19 protein-coding genes and 5 pseudogenes are annotated in these 21,417 nt (G+C 68.9%); 16 read left to right on the forward strand and 8 right to left on the reverse strand.

What is annotated here, in order from left to right; genetic code table 11:
• Window positions 1-97 precede the first annotated feature (97 nt).
• From ACZ4XJ_RS33675 to ACZ4XJ_RS33685, 3 genes and pseudogenes are all read left to right on the forward strand, one after another.
• Window positions 98-1,298: pseudogene (locus ACZ4XJ_RS33675) on the forward strand (IS3 family transposase).
• 248 nt (window positions 1,299-1,546) lie between these two features.
• Window positions 1,547-2,701, forward strand: coding sequence for a hypothetical protein (locus ACZ4XJ_RS33680; protein WP_468498389.1), 1,155 nt, complete (start codon window positions 1,547-1,549; stop codon window positions 2,699-2,701).
• A 126-nt stretch (window positions 2,702-2,827) separates the two neighbouring features.
• Window positions 2,828-3,067 (forward strand): FAD-dependent oxidoreductase, encoded by a 240-nt coding sequence (locus ACZ4XJ_RS33685; RefSeq protein WP_468498390.1) that lies wholly within the window; start codon window positions 2,828-2,830, stop codon window positions 3,065-3,067.
• A gap of 540 nt (window positions 3,068-3,607) precedes the next feature.
• Here the strand turns inward: ACZ4XJ_RS33685 and ACZ4XJ_RS33690 are convergent.
• Window positions 3,608-4,009: a hypothetical protein gene (locus ACZ4XJ_RS33690; protein WP_468498391.1), complete on the reverse strand. Its 402-nt coding sequence runs from the start codon at window positions 4,007-4,009 to the stop codon at window positions 3,608-3,610.
• A gap of 129 nt (window positions 4,010-4,138) precedes the next feature.
• Here ACZ4XJ_RS33690 and ACZ4XJ_RS33695 point away from each other — a divergent pair.
• Window positions 4,139-5,099 (forward strand): annotated as a pseudogene (locus ACZ4XJ_RS33695) (IS5 family transposase).
• Here the strand turns inward: ACZ4XJ_RS33695 and ACZ4XJ_RS33700 are convergent.
• Entirely contained in the window at window positions 5,071-5,382 is a 312-nt protein-coding gene (locus tag ACZ4XJ_RS33700) for a hypothetical protein (protein ID WP_468498392.1), read from the reverse strand. The pseudogene ACZ4XJ_RS33695 and the gene ACZ4XJ_RS33700 sit on opposite strands and share 29 nt — an antisense overlap.
• 64 nt (window positions 5,383-5,446) lie before the next feature.
• On the opposite strand from ACZ4XJ_RS33700, the gene ACZ4XJ_RS33705 reads away from it, so the two are divergent.
• Window positions 5,447-5,575, forward strand: a complete 129-nt coding sequence (locus tag ACZ4XJ_RS33705) for a hypothetical protein (RefSeq protein ID WP_468498393.1) — start codon at window positions 5,447-5,449, stop codon at window positions 5,573-5,575.
• Window positions 5,576-5,808: 233 nt separating this feature from the next.
• Here ACZ4XJ_RS33705 and ACZ4XJ_RS33710 read toward each other — a convergent pair whose 3' ends face one another.
• Together ACZ4XJ_RS33710 and ACZ4XJ_RS33715 are read right to left on the reverse strand one after the other, a co-directional pair.
• Window positions 5,809-6,216, reverse strand: a complete 408-nt coding sequence (locus tag ACZ4XJ_RS33710; RefSeq protein WP_468498394.1) for a hypothetical protein — start codon at window positions 6,214-6,216, stop codon at window positions 5,809-5,811.
• Between the two features lie 235 nt (window positions 6,217-6,451).
• On the reverse strand, window positions 6,452-6,928 hold the full coding sequence (locus tag ACZ4XJ_RS33715) for a hypothetical protein (protein WP_468498395.1): 477 nt from the start codon (window positions 6,926-6,928) through the stop codon (window positions 6,452-6,454).
• A gap of 226 nt (window positions 6,929-7,154) precedes the next feature.
• Here ACZ4XJ_RS33715 and ACZ4XJ_RS33720 point away from each other — a divergent pair.
• The 4 genes and pseudogenes from ACZ4XJ_RS33720 to ACZ4XJ_RS33735 all read left to right on the forward strand — a co-directional run.
• Window positions 7,155-7,262: pseudogene (locus ACZ4XJ_RS33720) on the forward strand (IS5/IS1182 family transposase); the annotation flags it as partial.
• A gap of 7 nt (window positions 7,263-7,269) precedes the next feature.
• Window positions 7,270-7,497: pseudogene (locus ACZ4XJ_RS33725) on the forward strand (IS630 family transposase); the annotation flags it as partial.
• A gap of 212 nt (window positions 7,498-7,709) precedes the next feature.
• A complete protein-coding gene (locus ACZ4XJ_RS33730; protein ID WP_468498396.1) occupies window positions 7,710-8,891 on the forward strand; it encodes a HEAT repeat domain-containing protein in 1,182 nt (393 codons plus the stop codon).
• Window positions 8,892-9,293: 402 nt separating this feature from the next.
• Window positions 9,294-9,605 (forward strand): hypothetical protein, encoded by a 312-nt coding sequence (locus ACZ4XJ_RS33735; protein ID WP_468498397.1) that lies wholly within the window; start codon window positions 9,294-9,296, stop codon window positions 9,603-9,605.
• Between the two features lie 36 nt (window positions 9,606-9,641).
• On the opposite strand, the pseudogene ACZ4XJ_RS33740 reads toward ACZ4XJ_RS33735, so the two are convergent.
• Window positions 9,642-10,049, reverse strand: a pseudogene (locus tag ACZ4XJ_RS33740) (transposase); the annotation flags it as partial.
• Window positions 10,050-10,054: 5 nt separating this feature from the next.
• On the opposite strand from ACZ4XJ_RS33740, the gene ACZ4XJ_RS33745 reads away from it, so the two are divergent.
• From ACZ4XJ_RS33745 to ACZ4XJ_RS33775, 7 genes are all read left to right on the forward strand, one after another.
• On the forward strand, window positions 10,055-10,336 hold the full coding sequence (locus tag ACZ4XJ_RS33745) for an HAD hydrolase-like protein (protein ID WP_468498456.1): 282 nt from the start codon (window positions 10,055-10,057) through the stop codon (window positions 10,334-10,336).
• Window positions 10,337-10,400: 64 nt separating this feature from the next.
• A complete protein-coding gene (locus tag ACZ4XJ_RS33750) occupies window positions 10,401-11,360 on the forward strand; it encodes a PLP-dependent aminotransferase family protein (RefSeq protein ID WP_468498398.1) in 960 nt (319 codons plus the stop codon).
• Window positions 11,361-11,365: 5 nt separating this feature from the next.
• The gene (locus ACZ4XJ_RS33755; protein WP_468498399.1) at window positions 11,366-11,725 is read left to right on the forward strand and encodes a hypothetical protein; all 360 of its coding nucleotides are present in this window, start codon (window positions 11,366-11,368) and stop codon (window positions 11,723-11,725) included.
• A 327-nt stretch (window positions 11,726-12,052) separates the two neighbouring features.
• Complete coding sequence (locus tag ACZ4XJ_RS33760; RefSeq protein ID WP_468498400.1) at window positions 12,053-12,448, forward strand: hypothetical protein; 396 nt, start codon at window positions 12,053-12,055, stop codon at window positions 12,446-12,448.
• Between the two features lie 113 nt (window positions 12,449-12,561).
• Complete coding sequence (locus ACZ4XJ_RS33765) at window positions 12,562-14,049, forward strand: NUDIX domain-containing protein (RefSeq protein WP_468498401.1); 1,488 nt, start codon at window positions 12,562-12,564, stop codon at window positions 14,047-14,049.
• A complete protein-coding gene (locus tag ACZ4XJ_RS33770; RefSeq protein WP_468498402.1) occupies window positions 14,046-15,302 on the forward strand; it encodes a protein-L-isoaspartate O-methyltransferase family protein in 1,257 nt (418 codons plus the stop codon). The genes ACZ4XJ_RS33765 and ACZ4XJ_RS33770 overlap by 4 nt, the downstream gene beginning before the upstream one ends.
• A 226-nt stretch (window positions 15,303-15,528) precedes the next feature.
• Window positions 15,529-15,771: a class I SAM-dependent methyltransferase gene (locus ACZ4XJ_RS33775; RefSeq protein ID WP_468498403.1), complete on the forward strand. Its 243-nt coding sequence runs from the start codon at window positions 15,529-15,531 to the stop codon at window positions 15,769-15,771.
• 1,187 nt (window positions 15,772-16,958) lie between these two features.
• Here ACZ4XJ_RS33775 and ACZ4XJ_RS33780 read toward each other — a convergent pair.
• Genes ACZ4XJ_RS33780 through ACZ4XJ_RS33790 form a run of 3 tightly spaced genes read right to left on the reverse strand, consistent with a single transcriptional unit; the run spans window position 16,959 to window position 21,406 of the window.
• Window positions 16,959-18,653 carry an alpha-amylase family protein gene (locus ACZ4XJ_RS33780; RefSeq protein WP_468498404.1) on the reverse strand — a complete coding sequence of 565 codons (1,695 nt, stop codon included), beginning with the start codon at window positions 18,651-18,653 and terminating at the stop codon, window positions 16,959-16,961.
• A complete protein-coding gene (locus tag ACZ4XJ_RS33785; protein WP_468498405.1) occupies window positions 18,650-19,648 on the reverse strand; it encodes a TIGR03885 family FMN-dependent LLM class oxidoreductase in 999 nt (332 codons plus the stop codon). The genes ACZ4XJ_RS33780 and ACZ4XJ_RS33785 overlap by 4 nt, the downstream gene beginning before the upstream one ends.
• 57 nt (window positions 19,649-19,705) lie before the next feature.
• Window positions 19,706-21,406: a glycoside hydrolase family 13 protein gene (locus ACZ4XJ_RS33790; RefSeq protein ID WP_468498406.1), complete on the reverse strand. Its 1,701-nt coding sequence runs from the start codon at window positions 21,404-21,406 to the stop codon at window positions 19,706-19,708.
• Window positions 21,407-21,417 lie beyond the last annotated feature (11 nt).

Raw genomic sequence — 21,417 nt, forward strand, 5'->3', positions numbered from 1 at the left:
ACGATAATGGGTGGGAGGGGCAACAGGTGCTTGAGGCTGATCCTTTGGAGTGGACACCCTGACTATGGATCTTGATGGTCCAGGGAAGGATGTCCAGGTGGGACGCAAGTCTCCGTACCCGGAGAAGTTCCGGAGGGATGCTGTCGCGCTCTACCGCGCCGCAGCTGGCAAGCGGACGTACGCGGCTGTGGCCGCGGATCTCGGCATCACCGCTGAGTCGCTGCGGAGGTGGGTTCGCAAGGACGAGACCCAGGCCTCGCCCAAGGGTCGCGACGGTGGCGTGAGCGTGGCGGAGGAGTCGGACCGGCTGCGAGCTGAGAACGCCCGGCTGCTTCAGGCCGAGCAGGAGTGGCGGCTGGAGCGCGAGATCCTGCGCCGGGCAGCCGCCTATTTTGCCCGGGAGGTGAAGTGGGCCCCCGCCGCTGGGACTTCATCTCCGACAACCGCGCCGACTTCGGCGTGAAGCGGATCTGCCGCGCGCTTGGGACGTCCCGTGCCGGCTACTACCGGCACCTGGTCACCGAGGAGACCCGCGCCGAACGGCGGGCCGAGGAGAAGCGGACCGTGGCCGAGATCCGGGGAATCCACGCCGAACACGGTGGTGCCCATGGTGCTCCGCGCGTCCACGCCGAGGTCCGTGCCCGTGGACGCGGGATCAACCGCAAGCGCGTAATGCGGCTGATGCGGATCAACCACATTGTCGGCCGGCACCTGCGGAAGAGGAAGCGGACGACGACCGCGGACAGGACCGCGCCGCCCGCGCCGGACCTGGTGATGCGCGACTTCACCGCAGACGCGCTGAACACCAGGTGGTGCGGCGACATCACCTACATAGCAGTCGACACGACGTGGCTCTGTCTCGCCACGGTGATCGATATCTGTTCGCGGCGGGTGGTGGGCTGGTCGATCGCCGACCGCATGCGCACCTCGCTGGCCACCGACGCGATTGAGAGGGCCGTGGCCACCCGCGGCGGCCGGCTCCACGGCGTCGTCTTCCATACCGACAGGGGCGCCCAGTACAGTGCGGCCGACTTCGCCGAGGTCTGCCGCCGGCACGGCATCCGCCGCAGCATGGGACGGGTCGGCTCAAGCTACAACATACCCTCGCCGAGTCGTTCTTCCAGGGCCTCAAGCGCGAGTTGCTCCACGGACGCCGCTGGACCTCGAAGACACAGACCCGGCTCGAGGTGTTCCGCTGGCTGGTCTACTACAACCGGCGCCGCCGGCATTCCGCGCTCGGCTACCTCACACCAGCCGAGTTCGAACAGCAACTGATCACGTCATCACTCGTCGCATGAAAACCGGCGTCCACTCCCGGGGATCAACCTCAATCCAAGACGTCTCCGACGCCGTGATCACACCAGCCACACCAAGATCATCTTACCGGTGACCAGCAGTTACGGGACAAGCCTTAGGGCTTGCAGATCATTAACTTGCGCACATCAGCCCTTGACAGCGCAGCTCAGGCAGGGTGTTCGAGGGCAAGTTAATGCTCTGCAAGCCCTTAAGATGATCAACTGATCATCGTTCAACGGGGAGAAGAATCGTGCGATTTGCTTGGCAGGACACACCGGGGCAGGTGCGGGACGCGGCCACCTTCATAGGTCTGTCGAACCCCGCGCTGTGGTCCGGGCCCCCGGTCCGGGAGGGCGACCTCGCCGGATGGATGGACGAGGTCAAGTACTTCACCCGGATCGAGATCGACTCCGTCATCACCCTGCACAGCCGCTCAGGCACCCCCTTCGAGCTGTACGGGCGGGGCAGCGACTTCCTCAACCCGGTGCGGATGGCACGCTACGTGCCCTGCGTGATCGAGGCGGAGAACGCCGAGGAGAACCCGAAGGTCCTCGCCCTCGCGCGTACCGCGTGGCGGGAGCACGTTGACGCCGTCGCGCAGCGCTTCGGCGCTCCCGTCCGCGTCGCGGAGGACGACGACGAGGTCCTGGAGGCGATCTGGCGCCTGGCCGGCGACGAAGGCCCGGACCTGCGCCTGTGGTTGAACGCCACGCAGGTCCTGGTCCCCGACAGCCCGCTGTACACCCGCCTGCCCGGCCGCGCCCTGATCCGCCTCGACGCGCACGCCTCGGAGGACATGGCCGGCGCCACGCCCCACCCGGTCGACGAGGCCAACGACGTGCCGGAATGGATCCCGGACTGGTACCAGAAGCACGCGGTCGATCTGGCGCGGGCCGAGTACGAGGCCTTCGAGGACGAGGACCGCGTCGTCGACCGGGTTCGACACGCCCTCGGCGGCGCCGTCGCCGGCGGCAGATCCGTCCTCGACCTCCTCGGGAGCCTCGTCGACACGCCCTTCGAGGTCCGGCCGGAGGCCGATTCGTACAGCTCGCAGCACATCTTCCGACACCCCGACGCCCCCCAGGGCCGGCTGCCCGCCCTCCACGTGGCGCACGTGATCGGCGTCCTCGCCAACCACGAGCAGGAGGGCTCCGCCCGCACCGCGCAGTCGATGGAGCCGGGCCTGACCCTCCACCACCTCGACCTGTTCAACCCCCGGGTGCAGAACTCCCTCGGCGTCACCGGCCGGGAGGCCTGCGGGGTATGGCGACTGACCCGCGCCGGGTTCGAGAAGTCGATCGCGGGTAAGGCGTACATGATCACCCCTGCGGACGTGATGGAACGCCTGCGCGCCCTAGCGCTCGCCGCCGGGACCCCCGAGGAGGGTGAGTCGCCGTCAGAATGACGGTATGACGAGCCATGACGGTGAGACGGTCCAGACGTGGCAGGCGCTGGGCGGGGCGAGCGAACGGCACCTGAGGGTCGAGGGGGCGGGTGCCGGTGTCGTTCGCGCCGCTGTCGTGGCGTCGAGGTGGAAAGCATCGTCGGCTGGGACTGGACCAACGACCGGCACGCGCTCGGCACCTGGTGCACCCTCAGGCCCGGGCAACTCATGAAGGCACTGCCGGACCTGCGCACCACCGAAGGACGCCTGTTCTTCGCCGGCGCCGACTCCGCCAGTGTGTGGCGCGGCTTCATCGACGGAACCATCGAGAGCGGCTACCGCTCCCCAGCGAAGGCGCGACACTCAGCGGCCACCGCGGCGTCATAATCCATGGCCACAAGTGACGCCTCAGCCCACTCTCCGTACAACTGACAGATCACACGACCCCCTGCCAATCAGAGTCAGGTACGCACCAAAGAGGACACGTCCTTCTCCCATGGTCACCAGGAGTTGTCCGCCCTCCAGCTCGGCCGCCCGTGCCCGGACGCAGATTTCCCTGCTCTGCAGGCATGTCCAGGCTCACGGCTTGTCGCCCGTTCGTGACGGCTTGCCACACCCAGCCGTTGACCACGCACGGCAAGGAAGCAAGATCGGGCGCCGCTGATACAAGGCGCGGGGCTGCCTCGGTGCTGTTGGCAGTAAGAAAACAAGGGTGTGGGACTGCGTGATGTCCATCAGCCGGTCCGACTGCATCGGTACCGGGGTGGCCAGTATCAGGCCAGGCATCAGGCATCTTGCTGCAGCAGGTCGTTCTGCTGGCCCGTCCCGGTTGGGCCCCGGGGCCGTATGCAGGCGTTGAGATCTTTGACGGTGCCCCGGCCCATCTGGCCCTCTTCACTACCCTGGAGAGCGTCACCACCGTCACCACTACGGCTTGGTGGTGGCCGGTCCTCCTGCGGCTGCCGCCGGGCCTCCCCCGAACCGGGGCACATCATCGACGGGCGCGTCCAGGCGCAGACGCATGTACCGGATCGGGTGCCGGTAGACACCGCCGCGGTCGACGGAGGCGTCGGCGCTGATCTCTGCGACGAGGCCGGACTGGACGAGGGTGGTGTCCAGGAGGTCGCGGATGCCCCATGCCGACAAGAACTTCGCGCCGGTCCAGGGGTGGCCGGAGCCGGCGGGGGTCAGGTGCTCAGCATGCTGACGGGCGGCATCGGGGCGCAGCGGGACCGTGCGGCCGATGGAGCGGAGGTGTCCGGTCGGGTCGTGGCGGCCGAGGATGAGGAGTTGGGGCTGGCGAGGGTGCCGGTGATCGGGCCTTCTCACTGACCGTGTGAGTAGTAGGCGGGCCCGGGGAGCCCGGGGATGCCCTGGACTCCCCGGGACTGTGTCAGCCGAGGCGGAAGTGCTGGTTGGCTCCTTCCACGCAGTCCCAACTCGTGAAGGGAGCAGAGGATGGCCCGGCGCCGCTGCTACCCCTCGGACACCTACGACGACGAGTGGGCGTTGATCGAACCCCTGCTGCCGATCCCGGCCTGCGAGACCCCTCGCGGCGGCCGCCCCGAGAAGCACCCGCGGCGCGAGATCGTGGACGCTATCCGCTACGTCGTCGACACGGGCTGCAAGTGGAGGGCCCTGCCCAAGGACTATCCGCCATGGCGGACCTGCTACAACGCCATGGCCCGCTGGGCCGCGGCCGGAGTGATCGGCCAGATCCGCGACCAGCTCCGCAAACGCGTCCGCCGGGACATGGGGCGTTCACCCGGAGCGGTCGCCACCATCATCGACTCGCAGTCCGTCAAGGCCGCCGAGACCGTCGGCAAAGACTCGCGCGGCTACGACGCAGCCAAAAAGATCAACGGCAGGAAGCGGCATCTCGTCGTGGACACGAAAGGCCTGCCGCTGTTCGTCATGGTCACCCCGGCCAACATGACCGACCGCGACGCCGCCAAGGAAGTCCTGTTCCGGCTGCGGCTCATGCACCCCGAGATCACGATCGTCTGGGCCGACTCCGCCTACGCCGGACAGCTCGTCGCCTGGGCGAAAAAGTACCTGAACCTGACGGTCAAGACCGTCAGCCGGCCCAAGCACGCGGTCGGCTTCGTCGTCCTACCCCGCCGCTGGGTAGTCGAGAGGTCGATCGCCTGGGTCATGCACGCCCGCAGACACGCCCGCGACTACGAGCGCCTCATCCAGCGCTCCGAATCGCTGATCACCTGGGCTGCGATCACCCTGATGACCAGGCGAATCACCCGCCGACAGTCCCGCCGGGCCAGCCAGCCGGCCTCCCGCGAACACACCCGGGACTGACACGGTCACCAACGCGACCGCCAACACCAGTACTTCCGCATGCCCACGCTCGGGACCAGGCGCCAAGCGCTTCGCGCTCAGACCCCGTTGCCCCAACCGAAGGTGATGCCATACGCGCGTTGGAGCGCGTGCCGGCCATGGTCCCCGTCGACATAAGCCCATGTTAGGCCTGCGGCGAACCAGAGCAGGAAGATCCCACCGACTATGCCTAGAGCGACCAGCTTGCCGTTCCAGGCAAGGAGGGCCAGGGCGACGGTCACGATGACCGCCCCCATATGGGCTCCCCACAGGTCGAGCGACGCAGCCTTACGCGCCGCTCGGGCTTCGGCCCGTTCGGCAGCGAAGCGCTCCTCTCGAACAGACTGCGGCTCGTCCTCGTCGAAGTTCATCTCATCCCCCAGCCCTGACGCTACATGGACCCGGACCACGTCGGCAGAGGAGCACCGGGGGGATATGGATCAGGTACTCATGGAACTCCTGGCGCGCTGGACGCCCGTCATCCAGGGCGTGGCCATCGGCAAGCCTGCCGGCGATCTCGACGAAACGCATGTGATCGCTTCCCTGGCCCCACGCCTGCGGTGAAGCAGTCCATGTGGCCGGACGCTCGGCCTGCCTGCGGGAGCGGCGCGGGGCTGTTCGCGTGTCCTGGCTGTGTTCTGTGCTGCCCGGCAAGCAGGACGGCAAGGGCGAGCGAGGACACGGGGACGGTTCCCTTCGTCGGGCATGCCGCCGCCCGCCATGCGGCGGGTGTGGATCGTGGACCGGCGGGACGACTTGAAGTCCGGCCGTGGGCCTCCTCACCACTGGGTGCGAGGTCAGCCGGCCTTCCATGCCTGTTCCAGGGCTGCCCCGGCGTGGGCGTTGTCGCGGGCCGTGGCCGCGATCCGGGCGCAGTGGTTTTCCAGGGTCTGGGGGTCCTGGGTGAGGTGGTCCTCGATGACGGCCCAGCCGGGTGTTCCGTCGGGGTTGGGCAGGGGCACGATGGGGTGGTCGGTGCGGCCAGTGATCAGGACGGCGAGCAGGGCCAGGTACTCGCGTTGCAGAAAGGTGTCGAAGGCTTGGCCGTCGGGGCCCGCCAGGACGGCGGGGTGCCCGTCGGCCAGCAGCAGGCAGGTGGCGTCCGCGGCGCGGATCACCGCTTTGAAGCCGGCCGGCCCCAGGCGTGCCAGAGCCGCGCGCAGGTAGTCGTCGAGTAGGTCCGCGTCCTCGGCGTGTGTGTTCATCGCCTGCCCCCGTACCCCGTGGTCGGCTACGACATTACGCCCGACCGGAGGCACTGTCCGGCGCTCGAACACGAACGGGGGCGAACATGGGACCGGGCGTGAACCGGTGCGCCCCGCACGCACGCCGTACCCATCTCCCCCAAGGGCGACCTGGACCGGTCGCCACCAGCCCGTGCCCGAACGTGCCTCAGCCGCGTCCGACACGCGGCGTCCGGTACGTGGAGTTCGGTTCGGCTCAGGCCCGCCCGGCGTCCCGAGGGGTAGCGGACCTTCGTGTCAGGCCGGACGCCGCGGCCCGGACCTGCTTCTCGAACTGTTGGCGGTACTCCGGATCCGCGATCCTGGCCGGATCCGCCGTGAACTGCGCCCTGAGTTCCTTGAGCCCTGCGGCTTCCTTCTTCAGGTTGCCGAAGTGCTGGACCGTGTCCTTGTGCGCGTAGTGAACGCCGTACGCGAACATCCCCACGCCCGCGCCGACCCTGAGGGCCTTGTTCTCGAACTCGCGGTAGCAGGACGGCTTCTCCAGTAACGAGAGCTTGTCGCAGCCGGACACCCTGGCGGTGCCCTGGACGATGTGGACCAGCAGATCGGCATCGATCTTCGCTTCAGCTGCGCGAAGCTTCGCCTCGGTCCCGCTCAACTTGGCACTCTGCGCGGCGAGCGCGCTGTCCTGACCCATGCCCAGCGTCAGGAAAACGCTGAGAACGGTCAAAAGGGTGACTGTTTTTAGTTTGAAACGAAGGTAGATGTATGTCCCGTGCCGGAGGGCGCGGCGTCCGCACGGATGGTCGAATCCGGCCTGTCGCGCCCTGTGTTCCCCCGGATGGAGCCGCCTCAACGGCGCAACTCCCCCCGATTACCGGCCAGTAGCTTATAGCCTCCAATGAAATGATCTTCCGGTTGGCTGGATGGGCCGTAGAGCGTTGCCCCGGGGGTGCATGGCGGCTCGGCGCAAGCCGTGGGACGTCGACGATGAGCTGTGGGCGGTGATCGATCCCTTGTTGCCGAAGGTCGAGCGTCGGTTACGGCTTCCGGGGTGGAAACGGCATCCGCACCGGCTGGCGTTCGGAGCGGCTGTCGGTGGCAGGGCTGATCGCCATGCGGCCGGGCTCCTGGACCCGTCTGTGCCATCGCCTTCGGACACCCCGCGGGCAGGGGCAAGCGCCGAGCATGGGCGAGCGGGACCCCATCGCGCTGGTCGACGGCGTCCATCACCTGGTCCGAACGCCGATCCTGCTGGTCTGGGACCGGCTGAACGCCCACATCTCGCGCAAGATACAGAATCCCTGCGGCAGAGGGCGACGGCGAGCTCCTGGTGACCGAATCCCTTGACTGCGTCGGCTGCGCCCGGTGCCGGTGGGCTGGATGGGGCAAACCTAGACTGAGCTGCGGGGACACGACGAGGGAGTGAGGTCATGGATGTGGGTGGGCGTGTGAGCGGTGTGGTGGAGCCTCCTCTGATCGCCGCTGTTCGGGCGGGGGAAGTTCTTCTGGTGAAGCGGATCCTGGAGGAGGACGGGGATTACGACGAGCGGGCCGCGGCGTTCGGTGTGGCTGTCCGGGCGTGGCGCGGGGACATCGCTCAACTGCTGCTCATATCTGGCGCCGATGCCGGCCAGTGCGCGCCGGACGAGCTGCTGTCCCTGCGTGAGGCGGTTGATTCGGGTTCGCCCGCGCTGGTCGAGGCTCTCCTGGACAACAGCATCCGGGACAGGTATGCCGAGTCCGAGCTGCAGGAGATGCGGGATCTCGCGCGAAACTGGCACGGGGCGGGGGGCGAAGCCGAACTGCGGCGCCGCACGGGCTCCCGGGACGACCTCGTCCGTACCAGGGTCCAGGACGACGAGCACTACACAGTCGGCGAGCTCACTCTCGGCGGAATGACCGTGCGGGACGGTCACGGGGCGATCCTCACATACCTGGAGGAACTACTCGGCATCCGCACCTCGTGTGAGGAGCTGATGGCACGCGCGTTGGACCACGACCAGGACCACACGACGTGGGGACGGGCCGCCATTCTGCTGTCTCACCGACGTGATCAGGCGACCTGGATGGCTGCCGCGGCCTTGCGAGCTCATACGGACCCGGCTCACCGCTTGTTCGGTGCCGAGCTGATGCGGCTGATCAAGCTTTTCGCCGACAGCCACGAGGACGAGTTCGCGGTCCTCGCCGTGGACGCCCTCACCGACTGGTCGGCCGAGGAGACGGACATCGCCGTCCTCACAAGGGTGCTGCACGGCCTTGATTCGTACTCCGGACCGCGCGCCGAAGCGGCCCTCCTGGCCCACATCGGCCACCCCGATGCCGGTGTCCGGCAGGCGGTGGCCAACGGGCTCGGTACGCGGTTGGAGTCCGGGTCCTTGTCCGACGAGGCTCGTGAGGCACTCCTGTCGCTGATGACTGACGTCGACACGGACGTACGGGTCGCGGCCTGCCGCCAGGCCGGTGAGAGCAGGAACGGCGATCCCGTCCTGACCGACGCCATGGCGGCTCTCCTTCACCACCCGGAGCGCCGGGTCCAGCTCGTTGCCGTGTACGGTCTTGCACTCCACGACGACGAGCGGTGCGTGGAAGCGTCACGACGTCTGGGCCCGCCGCGGCCCGGCTTCCGTGACGAGGAGATGGGCTACCTCGACGCGGCGTGGCGGTACGAGTGGCGCAGCGACGGCATCTGACGTCAACCTGTGCCTCTCGGGTGCTCCAGAGCCGGGAATACCGCACAGGTCCAACGACGCTCCCTGCCAGCTGAGCAGGCGCCGCGGCCCGCCGGGAGGCATACGCCAACGACCAGGTCCCCGGACACCCTGATCGCGGTCTCCGCCGCCTCAAACCGGTCCAAGTCCGACAAGGACCCGGCCGAGTGGCTGCCCTCCGACGGCGGATATCACCGCACCTACGCCGCGACCTGGGTCGGCACCAAGCTCCGCTGGGACCTGGCCGTCGACGAGAACGAGCGCCAGGCCCTCCTCGGCCTCACCGAGGACTGCCCCACCACCACAGTCGTCTACGAACCGGCGCCCGCGGGAGGTAGTCGAACAGGCGGACCGCTTGGAGTGTCCGCCAGTAGGCTCCGCCGTATGACGAGAACAGGCACGCGTGATGCTCAACTGAACCGGCTGTGGGGCGCCGCGTGCGCCTTCGCCGGGATCTTCTTTCTCGTATGGGCTCTGTCCTGGATCAAGGCGAGCGTGGTCAATGAGGACCTGCAGAACCACTGCGAGGCTCTGCGTACGACCAGCTTCCCTTTCGAAAAGTCTTGTATGCATGAAGATGGCACGGTTGAGGGCGCGAATGGCTTGGTCTTAGAGGGGATCTTCTTCGGCTCGGTGGCCGCGGTCGCGGCCTGCCTGATAGCCGCCTTCATGGTCGAGGCGAGCCGAAGGAAATAGCACCACGAGTGCGTACCCTGCGTCCGGCTCGATGATTCAGGCTGCAACTGCCTGTGCGGTGGCACCGCCCTCGGGGAAGGCCACGGCCTCGTCATAAGTCATGTTGTGCTGTGGGCAGCAGTAAAGCTGTCCGATCATGCGGTTGAAGAGGTTCCTCTGAGCCGCAGAGTGCCAGTCCCCGTGGTCGCGGCGCCGCTGGTAGTGCACCTTGGGGCCGGGTGAGCGAGTGATGGCGGCAAAGGCCCAGAGGTAGCCGGCGTGGTTAAGCCGGTCGTTCTTCACCCACCGCCGAGAGACGCTCGACTTCTTTCCAGAGGCTCTGGTGATGGGCGAGGAGCCTGCGTATGCCTTCAGGCCGCGGGCGTCGGCAAAGCGATTGTGGTCGTCGCCGATCTCGGCAAACACCCGGGCGCCGAGCTGGACGCCGAGGCCGGGGAAGCTGAGATGATCTGAGCGTCCCCGAGGCGTTCCGTCTCGCGCGGGCGGCCGCGGGCCCCGTACACCGGCTCGTCATGATCGGCGACAACCCCCAGGCCGACGCCGCCGGGGCCCGTCGCGCGGGCATCGACGCCATCTGGGTGCGGCGGGACCAGCACACCGACACACCCGACCTGGATGCCGCCGCCCGCATCCTCCTGGCCCCCGCGCCCGTTCCGAACGGGCGGCGTCCGGCCCTGCACGAAGTCCCCCCGTTGCAGCCAACTACCCCCGAGGCGCTCCCCATCCGGTAACCTCGCCGACGTCCGCACCGCGGAAGCCCGGCAGCGCCCCGGCCCATGGCGCACCGGAGCCACCGTGCACGACACCATCCCGGCCCCCGCGCAGGCCGATTGCCTCACCGCCTTCGGAGCCCTTCGCGACGGCGCCGACCCGGACACCGAGACGACCATCGAGCTCGGGGAGGGCTGCAACCGCTTCCCGCCCTCCCCTGACCTCGCCCGTTACCTCTCCACCCTGCTCGACCGCTTCACCCGCGACGGAACCCTCTCCGCGTACGCCGGCCGGAGCCAGGCGGGCGCCCGGGCGGCGATGGCCGAACTCCTCGGCAGCCACCTGAACATGAGGCTGGACCCGTCCGACATCTTCTTCACCCGCGGCGGCACGGAAGCCATCAGCTTGACCATCGCGCATCTCGCCGAAACCGGCGCGCCATGGTCTCGTCCTGCCGCTGCCGAACTACTACGCCTTCGACCAGTGCGCTGTCCGCTGGGGAGCCCCCGTGACCGGCTACTACCGGCACGACGGGACCCTCCATCCCACCGCCATGCCTCCGGCCGCGCGCACCTGCCTCGTCGAAGTCCTCCCCAACGGAGTCACCGGCGCCCGCCACACCCTGCCCGACCGGGCCGAACCGAACTTCACTCTCCTCGACGTCCCTTCCAGCTCGGGGCCGAAGGCCCGCAGCCCGCCGCGAAACTCCGCGACCGCGTCCACGGCATCGACCTGAGCCAGGCCGCCCTGATCCTCACCGCCTCCAAGGACCTCTCCCTCCCCGGGCTGCGCGCAGCCGTCGTCGTCACCCGGAACGAAGAGCTGCTGCAGCACCTGGCCCGTGACCGGTTCGAGCGGATGGCCATGAGCGGCGACCCCGTCGGCGAGGTCGTCATGCTCTTCTACGCCTCCCTCCTCACCGTGGTGGAAGCACCTGTCGAGCAGACGGCCAAGCTCGTCCGGATCGCCAGGACTGCGTCAGCCGAGCGGGTCTTGCGGCACTCCCCGAGGAGGAGACCTACCGCCGCGTCCGCGACCACCTGACCGTCATGGCCGAACGCTTCCGCCGCAACGCTCACGCACTCGACGGCCCCGGGTCTCCCGTACGGCGCGTCGCGGGCATGGAGCCGGCCGCGGGCTACTCCGCGTTCGCCGAACTCAGCACCCCGCAGGAGGGCTTCCTGCCCTGGGTGGCGCAGTGCGGGCAAGCAGGGTTGCGGCTCAACCCGAGCGTCGTCCACGGCGGGACCTCCGCCGCCTGGGACGCGCTGTATCCGGACGGCCAGCTCCTGCGGCTCAACCTCTCGGAGACCCCGGTCACCTTCCAGCAGGGCCTGGACATGATCTGCCACCACACGCGCTGTCCCACTCCCGCCCCGGGTGTGCGGAAGGACCGCGCAAGCCCCTGATCGGGTGCCGCACGCCGCCGACCACTCGAACGTGTGGATTCAAAAGTGGCCAGGCAGGCGGCCCTTGCCCTGAACGCCAGGATCGCATTCACGTTCGGGACATTCGCCCGTCCGGGGCCGTTACGGCCCCGGATTCGGCGCGTTCTTAGAGCACCAGTACCAACCATCCGCCCAGTCGGAGGACAACATGAACACTGAGCCCGCCTCCACTCATCGCCCCGGATTCGAACAGCGGCGGCGGTCCCCGCTCGGTTCACCGACCCTCGGAACTCGGCCGTCCGACGTCTACGCCCGCCGCTCAGCACGGCTGGATACGAGGTGGGGGGCATGAGCAGCGGCAGTGACGCAGACGGCATCCGCCCGCGTGCGGTACCCGGCCCGCGCGGTGCGGAACTTCCGCTGCCGCCCGCCGCCGTGCCCGGCGGGCCGCACGACGGTGACATCGCCGACGGCCTGGAGGAGGCGTACTGGTCCGTGTACGACGGCGCCGCCACCTCGGGGTTTCCTGCCTGGGCACGCGAGACCGCCGCCCGGCGGCTCGACACGCTGCCCGCCGTGGCCGCCATGGTCAAGGGGCTGCCGACGACGTTGACGGTGCAGACCGTCCACGGCGACCTGGCATCGCCCAATCCCCCGGCGTCGGCGGAGCCGGGGCCGATCGTTCCCAATCCTGCAGTCGCCGTGGATGTGCGGCGCGACCCGTCTGCGGAAGGCGGCTCGTGAGCTCGCACCTGCACACGGTCTCCGGCCCGGAGCCGTCATCGGCGGGCCCGCCTCCGGGCGGGCCTCTCCCTCTCAGCCCCTGCATCCCGTCCCCCACGTCCCGAGGTGATCACGTGCCGCCCTCCCGCTCTCATATCCGCGCGACCGTCGAGGCCTATCTCAGCCGGAATGTTGAGGAACGGGACGCTCTGGAAGGGCTTCTGGCTGTCCTCGACGGCATCGAGGAGCCGTCCAACCGCGCCACGCTGCCCGGTCACGTCACATGCAGCGCGGTGGTCATCGACCGCGACCGTCGGGTGCTCCACATCGGCCATCGGGTGACGGGGCTGCTTCTGGCTCCAGGGGGCCACGTTGAGGCGGGTGACCGTACGCTCCTGGCCGCGGCCGTGCGGGAGGTCTGCGAAGAGGCGGGGCTGCGTCCCGGCGACCTGTGCCTGACTCCGCAGTTCCTCGACGAGCCGATCGACGTGGACGTCCATGGCATCGATGCCAATCTGGTCAAAGGAGAGGCCGCTCACCAGCACTTCGATGTCCGCTTCGCGTTCTACCTCACCGCCGGGCAGCATCCTTTGCTCTCTCTGCAGGACGAGGAAGTTGTCGGGGCCCAATGGCTCCCGTACGCCGACGTGTGCTCGCCCCCACTGCGGGCCAAGCTCCTCGCTGCCGAGTTGCACGGCCTGGATGGGCGCCCGGAGCCAGTCAGCGCCAGCGTCCTGGTCCACGACGGAGCCGGCCGGTATCTCCTTCATCTGCGCGATGACCGTGAGGGCATGTGGGAGCCCTGGGTCCTGGCCCTCGTGGGAGGCAAACGGTCGCGGGAGGACGCCAACCTGGAGGCGACACTGCGGCGCGAGCTCTCCGAGGAGGTACCAGGTCTTCAGCCCAGGGGCCTGATGCCGTTCGCCGTCCAGGAGGCGACGAGCGTCGACGGGCTGGCGGTGCCCATCAGCGTTTACGCCGGGCACTGGAGCGGTGTTGCCGAGGCGGTGGATCTTCGCGAAGGTGTCCTTTTGACGTGGTGCACCGTGGACATGCTCGACCGGCTGCGCTTGAGCCCCGGGCTCGGGGAGTTGATCCGGCGCCACGCGGCCGAACAACCCGCGGCGAAGGTACTTCCGGACGGCACCGGCCCGCTGGTCGGCGAGGCTCCGCCGGGGACCGAACTGCACATCGTCGGCGTTCACCTCCATCTCCAGGACGACCAGGGTCGGATCCTTCTCGGCCTGCGCCACCCGGACTCCACGTATGCGTCGGACACCTGGCACTTCCTGGCCGGCCACTGCGAGCGGGAAGCGGCGATCGACTGCCTGGTTCGGGAAGCCAAGGAGGAAGCGGGCCTCACCATCGCGCCCGAGGACGTCGCCCTCGTCCATACGGTGCACCACGTCGACTCCCCCGACGACCGGCCTAGGATCGCGCTCGTCTTCCAGGCTCGCTCCTGGACGGGCAACCCGGAGGTCCTGGAGCCCGACCGGTGCGTGGAGTGGCGGTGGTGGAAGCCGCAGGACCTGCCGGAAGCGGTCGTGCCGTATACCCGACAGGCGATCGACGGAATCCTTCGGGGGCGCTCGTACTCCGAGCAGGGCTGGGGCGAGCGATGAGCACTCAGGACACCTGTACCACCCCCGGTGACCAGCGGTCGGAGTGCACCGTCGGTTTGCGCGGCCAAGCCACGCCGACGGATGCGGATCCGGCCGCCGCGCGGGCGGCCATGGTCGCCCGTCTCGAAGACGAAGGTGCCCTGCAGCCGGGCCCCGTCCGCGAGGCGTTGCTGGCTATTCCACGCCAGGTGCTGATGCCACAGGCGTTTGTACGGCGCACCGAGGACGACGTCACGCCGCCCGAGTGGACGCTCCTGGACTGGTCACAGGAGGCGGACCGAATCGAGCTCGTCGACATCCTGCACTGTGGGGAGAGCGTGCTGACCCAGCATGATGGCGAGCCCGTCTTGGGCAGGGAGGCGGGGACGTGGCGGAAGGGCGGCGAGATCACCTCGCTGTCCAGCGGCATGACCATGACCGCGGGCCTCTTGGAACAGCTACGTCTGCAGCCGGGCTTGCGGGTTCTGAACCTGGGCACCGGACCCGGCGTGACGTGCGCGGTCGCTGCGATGATCTGCGGCGCACAGCGTGTGGTGTCCCTGGACAGCAGCGTGCACGTCACCGAGGCTGCGCGGGTGCACCTGGCACGGCTCGAACTGTATCCGACGCTGGTCACGGGGCAGGGCGAGGAAGGCTGGCCAGACCTGGCGCCGTACGAGCGGATCTTCGCTTCGTACGCCGTCCCCGCCGTCCCAGTGGCCTGGCTGGAACAGCTCGCCCCCGATGGTCTCGCGCTGGCTCACATCACCTCCGGGTCCCCGTCCTGGCCCGCTCTCGCGGTCATCACCAAGACCGCCGCGGGCAGCGCGACGGGAGAGCTGCGCCCGGCGCGTTACGGGCACCGGGCGGGCCACGGTCTACGGCGCCTGTACCTGTCCAAGCGGTTTCGGGACCGGATCGAGGCGGGTGAGGGCGGCGTCGAGCATCTCGTCATCGGAGCGCCGGCCTGCGGATCCTGGATGACCGCCGAACCCGCATCGGGCGGCGCGTGGACGGTTGCCAGTTGCGGGCCGCGGGACATCTGGGCCGAGATCCATGACACCGCCTTCCGCTGGCGGGCCGCCGGATCCCCCGACTCCTACCGGATCGACTTCACCTCCAACGGCACGCAGTGGGTCAGCTCGCACGCCGGCGACGGGAACGGCGCCGAAGCGCTGTCGTGGCCGCTGGCCCCAGCCCCTGTCCGGATCACGGCCGCGACGGCTGCGGGACAGGACCTCGCTACTGAGGCAGGCCAGGAGACCAGCGCATGACCACGATGCCCATTTCTGCGCCGCGCCAGGGCAGTTGCGTTTGCCAGGCCCTCCTGGACTCCGTACCCGAAAGTGCGTGCGGGGCCTCGAACCATGATCCCGAGCTCGTCGAGCGTGGCCGTCGCAGCCCAGCCCGGCATCGTGCGCGGACCGCCCATGAACAGCAGCTATTCCCCACACCTGATCAGATGAGGAGTAGCACCGTGGCGTACGTCGATCAAGAGGAGTGGACCGGCACTTCGCCGGAGGTCAGGACTTTCGGCCTCTCGGCGATGTCGAGCGCGACCTGCTCGCCGAGCACGTCACCGCGCCGGCCGGCGGCGGGACAGCTCTCGATGTCGGCTGCGGAACGGGTGAACTGGCCGCTCACCTGGTCTCGCTCGGCTACACAGTCGACGCCGTTGACTTTGCGGACAGTGCCATCGACCGGGCCCGTGACCGTTCCATGTCTGCGCATCAGCCGAATTGACGCCCGAGAAGGTCAGCTCGGCGTTGGCAAGCCGAACTGTCCAGCCTTCCACGGCGCCTCTCTGCACGTCGGCGGTGGAAACGATGTTCGTGATCGTCGTCAGGAGCTGGTCGGAGATGAGGCGAAGCGACGCGCGAGCAGCTTCGACGAGGTCTTCGCACCGTTCAGCTTCGGTGGCTTGTGCAGATGCCTGGCGGTCGACTTCGGACCGGCGCGCGGCTTCCGCTCGGTTTGCCTCTGCCAGGGCGGCAAGGCCACCGGTCAGGGTCGTGGTGGGAATGCGGCTCAGGCGTTCCAGAACGTTGCCAGCGGCAGGGCGGCCCTGAGGCGCGCGGAAGAGGCATTCGGTGATCAGCGGGGCGAGGAGCGCAGGCGCGGTGGTCAGGGGCGCCGGGGTGCCCCGCATGTGCTGCTCCTGGTAGTTCGTGCTCCTCCGGGCCGGTGCAGGGTCTGGTGCCCTCCAAGAGTTCGTAGGCCATCACGCCCAGGGCGTAGATGTCGCTCGCGCCGGTGGCCCGCTGGTACTCTTCGTTCAATTTCAGCCTCATGCACGTGCCTCGCCGTCATGGACCGATCCGTTGATTCATCATGCCGGAACAGTCCGACAATTTGGGCGGGTCGCACAGGGGGCAGGCAGCTCAAAGGGCAGCAGGAGCGGCGGTGGCGGCAGCCCTGAACCGGCGGCGCGGGTGCTCTCACTCGGTGGAGAGTGCGCCCCGCGGCGAGCTGCCGTTTCCAGGACGTGGCCAGTGGTGGAACGGCTTGGCAGGGCGGCTGCTGTCAGCACTCCCCTGTCAGCTGTCGTCGGCCAGGATCAGATCGGCCACGTGATGCGGGCGGGCACGGTCGTGCCACGTCGCTGTCAGGGACTCACCTTCAGCGCACAGCGTCCGCACCCCGCCGGTGGCCGCATCGGCCCGGCACCGGCCGCACACGAGGATCTTCAGCGGAAACAGGTCAGCCAGGGGGCGGGTGCGCGTCGTCGGTCGGTTCCATCGTTCTGCTCCCGAGTGCCGACACGGGCGAGACATCACAGGGCTTTAGGAGAGCACTTACCCCGCCAATGATCCCAGCAGCCGCCGCCCCTCAGGCAGAACACTGGAAACCCCGGCAGCAGTCTCGGCGGGACGACCATCGCGCGAGGTGCCCGGCCCATCCGTGCGGCCGGGCACCTCGCGCGCGTCGGATCACACCGCTGTCGCCCGATCCGGGTCGTCAAGGGGGGTGTTGACCCTCAGCCACCGGTAGCCGTACGGGTCCAGCGTGACATCGACGAGGCCGGCGGCCGCCGACTTGAGGGGGTCACCGGTGAAGACATCGGTGAGCAGCCGGCCGCCCCTCAGTCCCGGGACCTCGACGGAGGCGGTGACGGACCGTTCGGAGAAATTGTGCAGCACGAGCACCGCGCCGCCCTCCAGCGAACTGAGGTGGACCAGCACGCCCGGATCGTCCGCGTCGATGACCCGGTAGTCGCCCCAGGCCAGCTCGGGGGTCTCCCGGTAGCGTTCGATCAGCGTCCGCATCCGACCCAGCTGCGAAGCCGGGTCGTGCGCCTGGTCGTGCGCGTTGACCTTCGTCGGGCCGAACGCACCCGTCACGACGGGATTGGGCAGCTCCACTCCCTCCCCCGCGGTGAAACCGCCATGCTTGTCGGGAGTCCACTGCATCGGGGTGCGGACGGCCTGCCGGCCCTCGGCGGTGAGGTTCTCGCCCATGCCTATCTCCTCGCCGTAGAACAGCACCGGTGTGCCGGGCAGGGAGAAGAGCAGGCTGTAGGCCAGTTCCACGCGCCGCCGGTCGCCGTCGACCATCGGCGGCAGGCGGCGGCGCAGGCCCCGGTCGTAGAGCTGCATGTCCTTGTCGGGGCCGAAGGCGGCGAACACCTCGGCGCGCTCGTCGTCGTCGAGTTTGTCGAGCGTGAGCTCGTCGTGGTTGCGGACGAACGTCGCCCAGTGCGCGTCGCGGGGCGCCGCGGGGCGCTCCCGGAGAGCCGCCGCCAGCGGGGCCGCCTCGCCCCGCGCCATCGACAGGTACATCTGCTGCATACCGATGAAGTCGAAGCACATGGTCAGCTCGTCACCGCGGGAGGACTCCGAGTCGCCGAAGAACTTCGCGGTGTCCGGGTAGGGCAGGTTCACCTCGCCCAGCAGCACCGCGTCACCGCTGCGACGTCCGAGGAAGGCCCGCAGGTCGGCGAGGTACTCGTGCGGGTCGGGCAGCTGGTCCGCGTCCTGCTGGCCGTCGGTCTCCAGTAGGAACGGCACCGCGTCGACCCGGAATCCCGACAGTCCGAGCTGCGTCCAGAAGCCCATGATGCGCGCTATCTCGTCACGGACCGCCGGGTTGGCGACGTTGAGGTCGGGCTGCTGCTTGTAGAACCGGTGCAGGTAGTACTGCTCGGTGGTCTCGTCGTGCTCCCACACGCTCTTCTCGACGTCGGGGAAGACCACGCCCTCGGGGCCGTCCTCCGGCGGGCTGTCGCACCAGACGTACCAGTCGCGGTACTTCGACGTGCGGCTGGAGCGGGCGTCCTGGAACCACGGATGGTGGTCGGAGGTGTGGTTGACGACCAGGTCGGCGATGACCCGGATGCCCCGGTCGCGGGCGGTGCGCACGAATTCGGTGAAGTCGCCCAGCGTGCCGAGCCGGGGATCGACGGCGTAGAAGTCGGTGATGTCGTAGCCGTCGTCGCGCTCCCGCGTCGGGTAGAACGGCATCAGCCACACGCAGGTGACGCCGAGGCGCACCAAGTGGTCGATGCGCTGTGTCAGGCCCGCGAAGTCGCCGGTGCCGTCGCCGTCGGAGTCCTGGTACGTCTCCACGTCCAGGCAGTAGACGACCGCGTTCTTCCACCACAGGTCGGAGGTGCGGGTCAGCCTCATCGGACACCCTCCGCGACGGCGGCCGGGGGCCGGGTGACATCCAGCTGCGGCAGCACCTTCGCGCCGAACGCGTCGATGAAGGCGCTCTGCTCCTTGCCGACGTGATGCAGCATGACGGCGTCGAAGCCGAGGTCGGCGTACTCCTGGAGCCAGGCCGCGTGCCGACCGAGATCGTTGGAGATGTTGACGGACTCCGCGACCCTGTCCGGAGAGACGTGCTCGCTGACCTTGTCGAACAGCTCGGCAGAGTCGAGGTCCCAGCTCGCCGGCGGCCCGTGCACGTTGGTGCGCCATTGGTCGTGGGCGAGTTCCCGGGCGGTTTCCAGGTCGGGGGCCCAGCTGAGGTGCACCTGGAGGTGCAGCCGGCCGACGCCGCCCGCCGAACGGTAGGCGTCCACGATCCGGCGCAGTGTCTCGCGCGGCGCGTTCACCGTGATCAGGCCGTCCGCCCACTCCGCGCACCACCGCGCGGTCGCCTCACTGCACGCGGCTCCCACCAACGGTGGCAGCGTCTCCGGACGGGTCCACAACCTGGCCCGGTCCACGGTCACCAGCCCGTCGTGGCTCACCTCCTCGCCGCGCAGCAGCGCCCGGATGATGTCGACGCACTCGCGCAGCCTCGCGTTCCGAACGTCCTTACGCGGCCAACGGTCGCCGGTTATGTGCTCGTTGGACGCCTCACCGCTTCCCAGCGCCGCCCAGAAGCGACCTGGGTACATCGCGGCGAGGCTGCCGATCGCCTGCGCGACGATCGCCGGATGGTAGCGCTGGCCCGGGGCGTTCACCACTCCGAAGGGGATCCTGTCGGTGGCCTGGAGCGCCGCGCCGAGCCAGGACCAGGCGAAGCCGGACTCACCCTGCCGGACGCTCCACGGTGAGAAGTGGTCCGAACACATCGCCGCGGTGAAGCCCGCGCCTTCCGCGCGCACGACGGCTGCCAGCAGGTCGGCGGGAGGTACCTGTTCATGGGAGGCGTGGAATCCATAGACGGTCATGGGATACGCGTACCCGGCACCGGAGGAATCATCGGTCGCCGTCCCCGCCCGCTCGGCTCAGTCATTGCGCCGGTGCACCCGCGCCTCCCACGGGGCAAGCACCAGTCGGCCGGGCCGCGGGGGGACCGACGGACCGTTGCCCATGACGAGTTCGGCGCCGTCCCATCCGGCGGGCATCACGGCGGAGGCCGTGTCGCCGGTGAAGTTCCCGACGACCAAGAGCACCGTGCGGCCGTACCGGCGGGTGAACGCGTAGATCCGCTCGTCGTCCGGCAGCAGCATCGTGAAGTCGCCGTGCACGACGGCCGGTTCCTGGTGCCGGAGGGCGATCAGCCGACGGTAGTGGTGGTAGACGGAGTCGGAATCCGCGAGAGCCGCTTCGGCGTTGACCTCGGTGTGGTCCGGGTTGACGGGGATCCACGGGGTGCCTGTGGTGAACCCCGCATGCGGGGACGCGTCCCACTGCATGGGTGTACGGGCGTTGTCGCGGCCCATCGCCCGTAGTCCCGGGAGGACGTCTTCGGGTTCCGCCCCCGCGCGCAGCGCCTCCGTGTAGTGGTTCAGGGACTCGATGTCCCTGAAGTCCTCGATGGTGCGCAAGGGCGCGTTGGCCATGCCGAGTTCCTCGCCCTGGTAGACGTACGGCGTGCCCCGGTGCAGGTGGAGCACGGTCGCGAGCATCGTCGCGGACCGGGTCCGGTGGCTCGGTCCGTCGTCACCGAACCGAGAGACCACCCGGGGCTGGTCGTGGTTGTTCCAGTACAGGCTGTTCCACCCGACGTCGGCGAGGCCGGACTGCCAGCGGCCGAGCGAGGCCTTGAGGTCGGTGAGCCGTAGCGGGCGGGGATCGAACTTGCCCCGCCCGTGGTCGAGCCCTACGTGCTCGAACTGGAAGACCATGTCGAGCTCGGCACGCGCCGGGTCGGTGAACAGACGGGCCTGCTCGACCGTCACCCCGGGCATCTCCCCGACGGTCAGCAGCCGGCCCGGGTACCGGGCGATCACCTCGCGGTGCATCTCCTGAAGGTAGTCGTGTATGCGGGGTCCGCAGACGAAGTAGGGCGAGCCGTCACCGTACGGCCCCTGGTCGTACACCTCGCCGTCGGGGAGGGCGGGGTCCTTGGAGATGAGGTTGACGACGTCCATCCGGAAGCCGTCCACGCCCCGGTCCAGCCACCAGCGCATCATCGCGTACACGGCCCGACGCATCCGGGGGTTCTCCCAGTTGAGGTCGGGCTGCTTCGGCGAGAAGAGGTGGAGGTAGTACGTGTCGCTCGCCGCGTCCAGCTCCCAGGCGGAACCGGAGAAGAAGGAGCCCCAGTTGTTGGGTTCGCGTCCCTCACGTGGCGGACGCCACCAGTACCAGTCGCGCTTCGGGCTCGCCGGGTCGCGTGACTCCTGGAACCACGGATGCTCGTCGGAGGTGTGGTTGACGACCAGGTCCATGACGAGTTTCATCCCGCGCTCGTGCACGGCGCCCAGCAGCCGGTCGAAGGCCGCCAGGTCACCGAAGACGGGGTCGATGTCCTGGTAATCGCTGATGTCGTACCCGTTGTCGGCCTGCGGGGACGGGTTGACGGGCGACAGCCAAAGCACGTCGACGCCGAGCCCGGACAGATGGTCCAGGCGTCCGGTGAGGCCGTCCAGGTCGCCGACGCCGTCACCGTCGGAGTCGGCAAAGCTGCGCGGATAGACCTGGTAGACCACCGCGGACCGCCACCACGCGTCCTCGGCGTGCCCCATGTCGTCGGCTGCCATCGGTGGACTCC

It is taken from the genome of Streptomyces sp. NPDC029836 (genome assembly GCF_055574495.1).

What these genes read in the sequence shown, in the direction of transcription:
- ACZ4XJ_RS33700 (WP_468498392.1), bottom strand. Translation starts at nt 5,382, where the DNA reads ATGAACTTCGACGAGGACGAGCCGCAGTCTGTTCGAGAGGAGCGCTTC.
- ACZ4XJ_RS33705 (WP_468498393.1), top strand. Translation starts at nt 5,447, where the DNA reads ATGGATCAGGTACTCATGGAACTCCTGGCGCGCTGGACGCCCGTCATC.
- ACZ4XJ_RS33710 (WP_468498394.1), bottom strand. Translation starts at nt 6,216, where the DNA reads ATGAACACACACGCCGAGGACGCGGACCTACTCGACGACTACCTGCGC.
- ACZ4XJ_RS33735 (WP_468498397.1), top strand. Translation starts at nt 9,294, where the DNA reads ATGACGAGAACAGGCACGCGTGATGCTCAACTGAACCGGCTGTGGGGC.
- ACZ4XJ_RS33755 (WP_468498399.1), top strand. Translation starts at nt 11,366, where the DNA reads ATGGCCGAACGCTTCCGCCGCAACGCTCACGCACTCGACGGCCCCGGG.
- ACZ4XJ_RS33760 (WP_468498400.1), top strand. Translation starts at nt 12,053, where the DNA reads ATGAGCAGCGGCAGTGACGCAGACGGCATCCGCCCGCGTGCGGTACCC.
- ACZ4XJ_RS33770 (WP_468498402.1), top strand. Translation starts at nt 14,046, where the DNA reads ATGAGCACTCAGGACACCTGTACCACCCCCGGTGACCAGCGGTCGGAG.
- ACZ4XJ_RS33780 (WP_468498404.1), bottom strand. Translation starts at nt 18,653, where the DNA reads ATGAGGCTGACCCGCACCTCCGACCTGTGGTGGAAGAACGCGGTCGTC.
- ACZ4XJ_RS33785 (WP_468498405.1), bottom strand. Translation starts at nt 19,648, where the DNA reads ATGACCGTCTATGGATTCCACGCCTCCCATGAACAGGTACCTCCCGCC.
- ACZ4XJ_RS33790 (WP_468498406.1), bottom strand. Translation starts at nt 21,406, where the DNA reads ATGGCAGCCGACGACATGGGGCACGCCGAGGACGCGTGGTGGCGGTCC.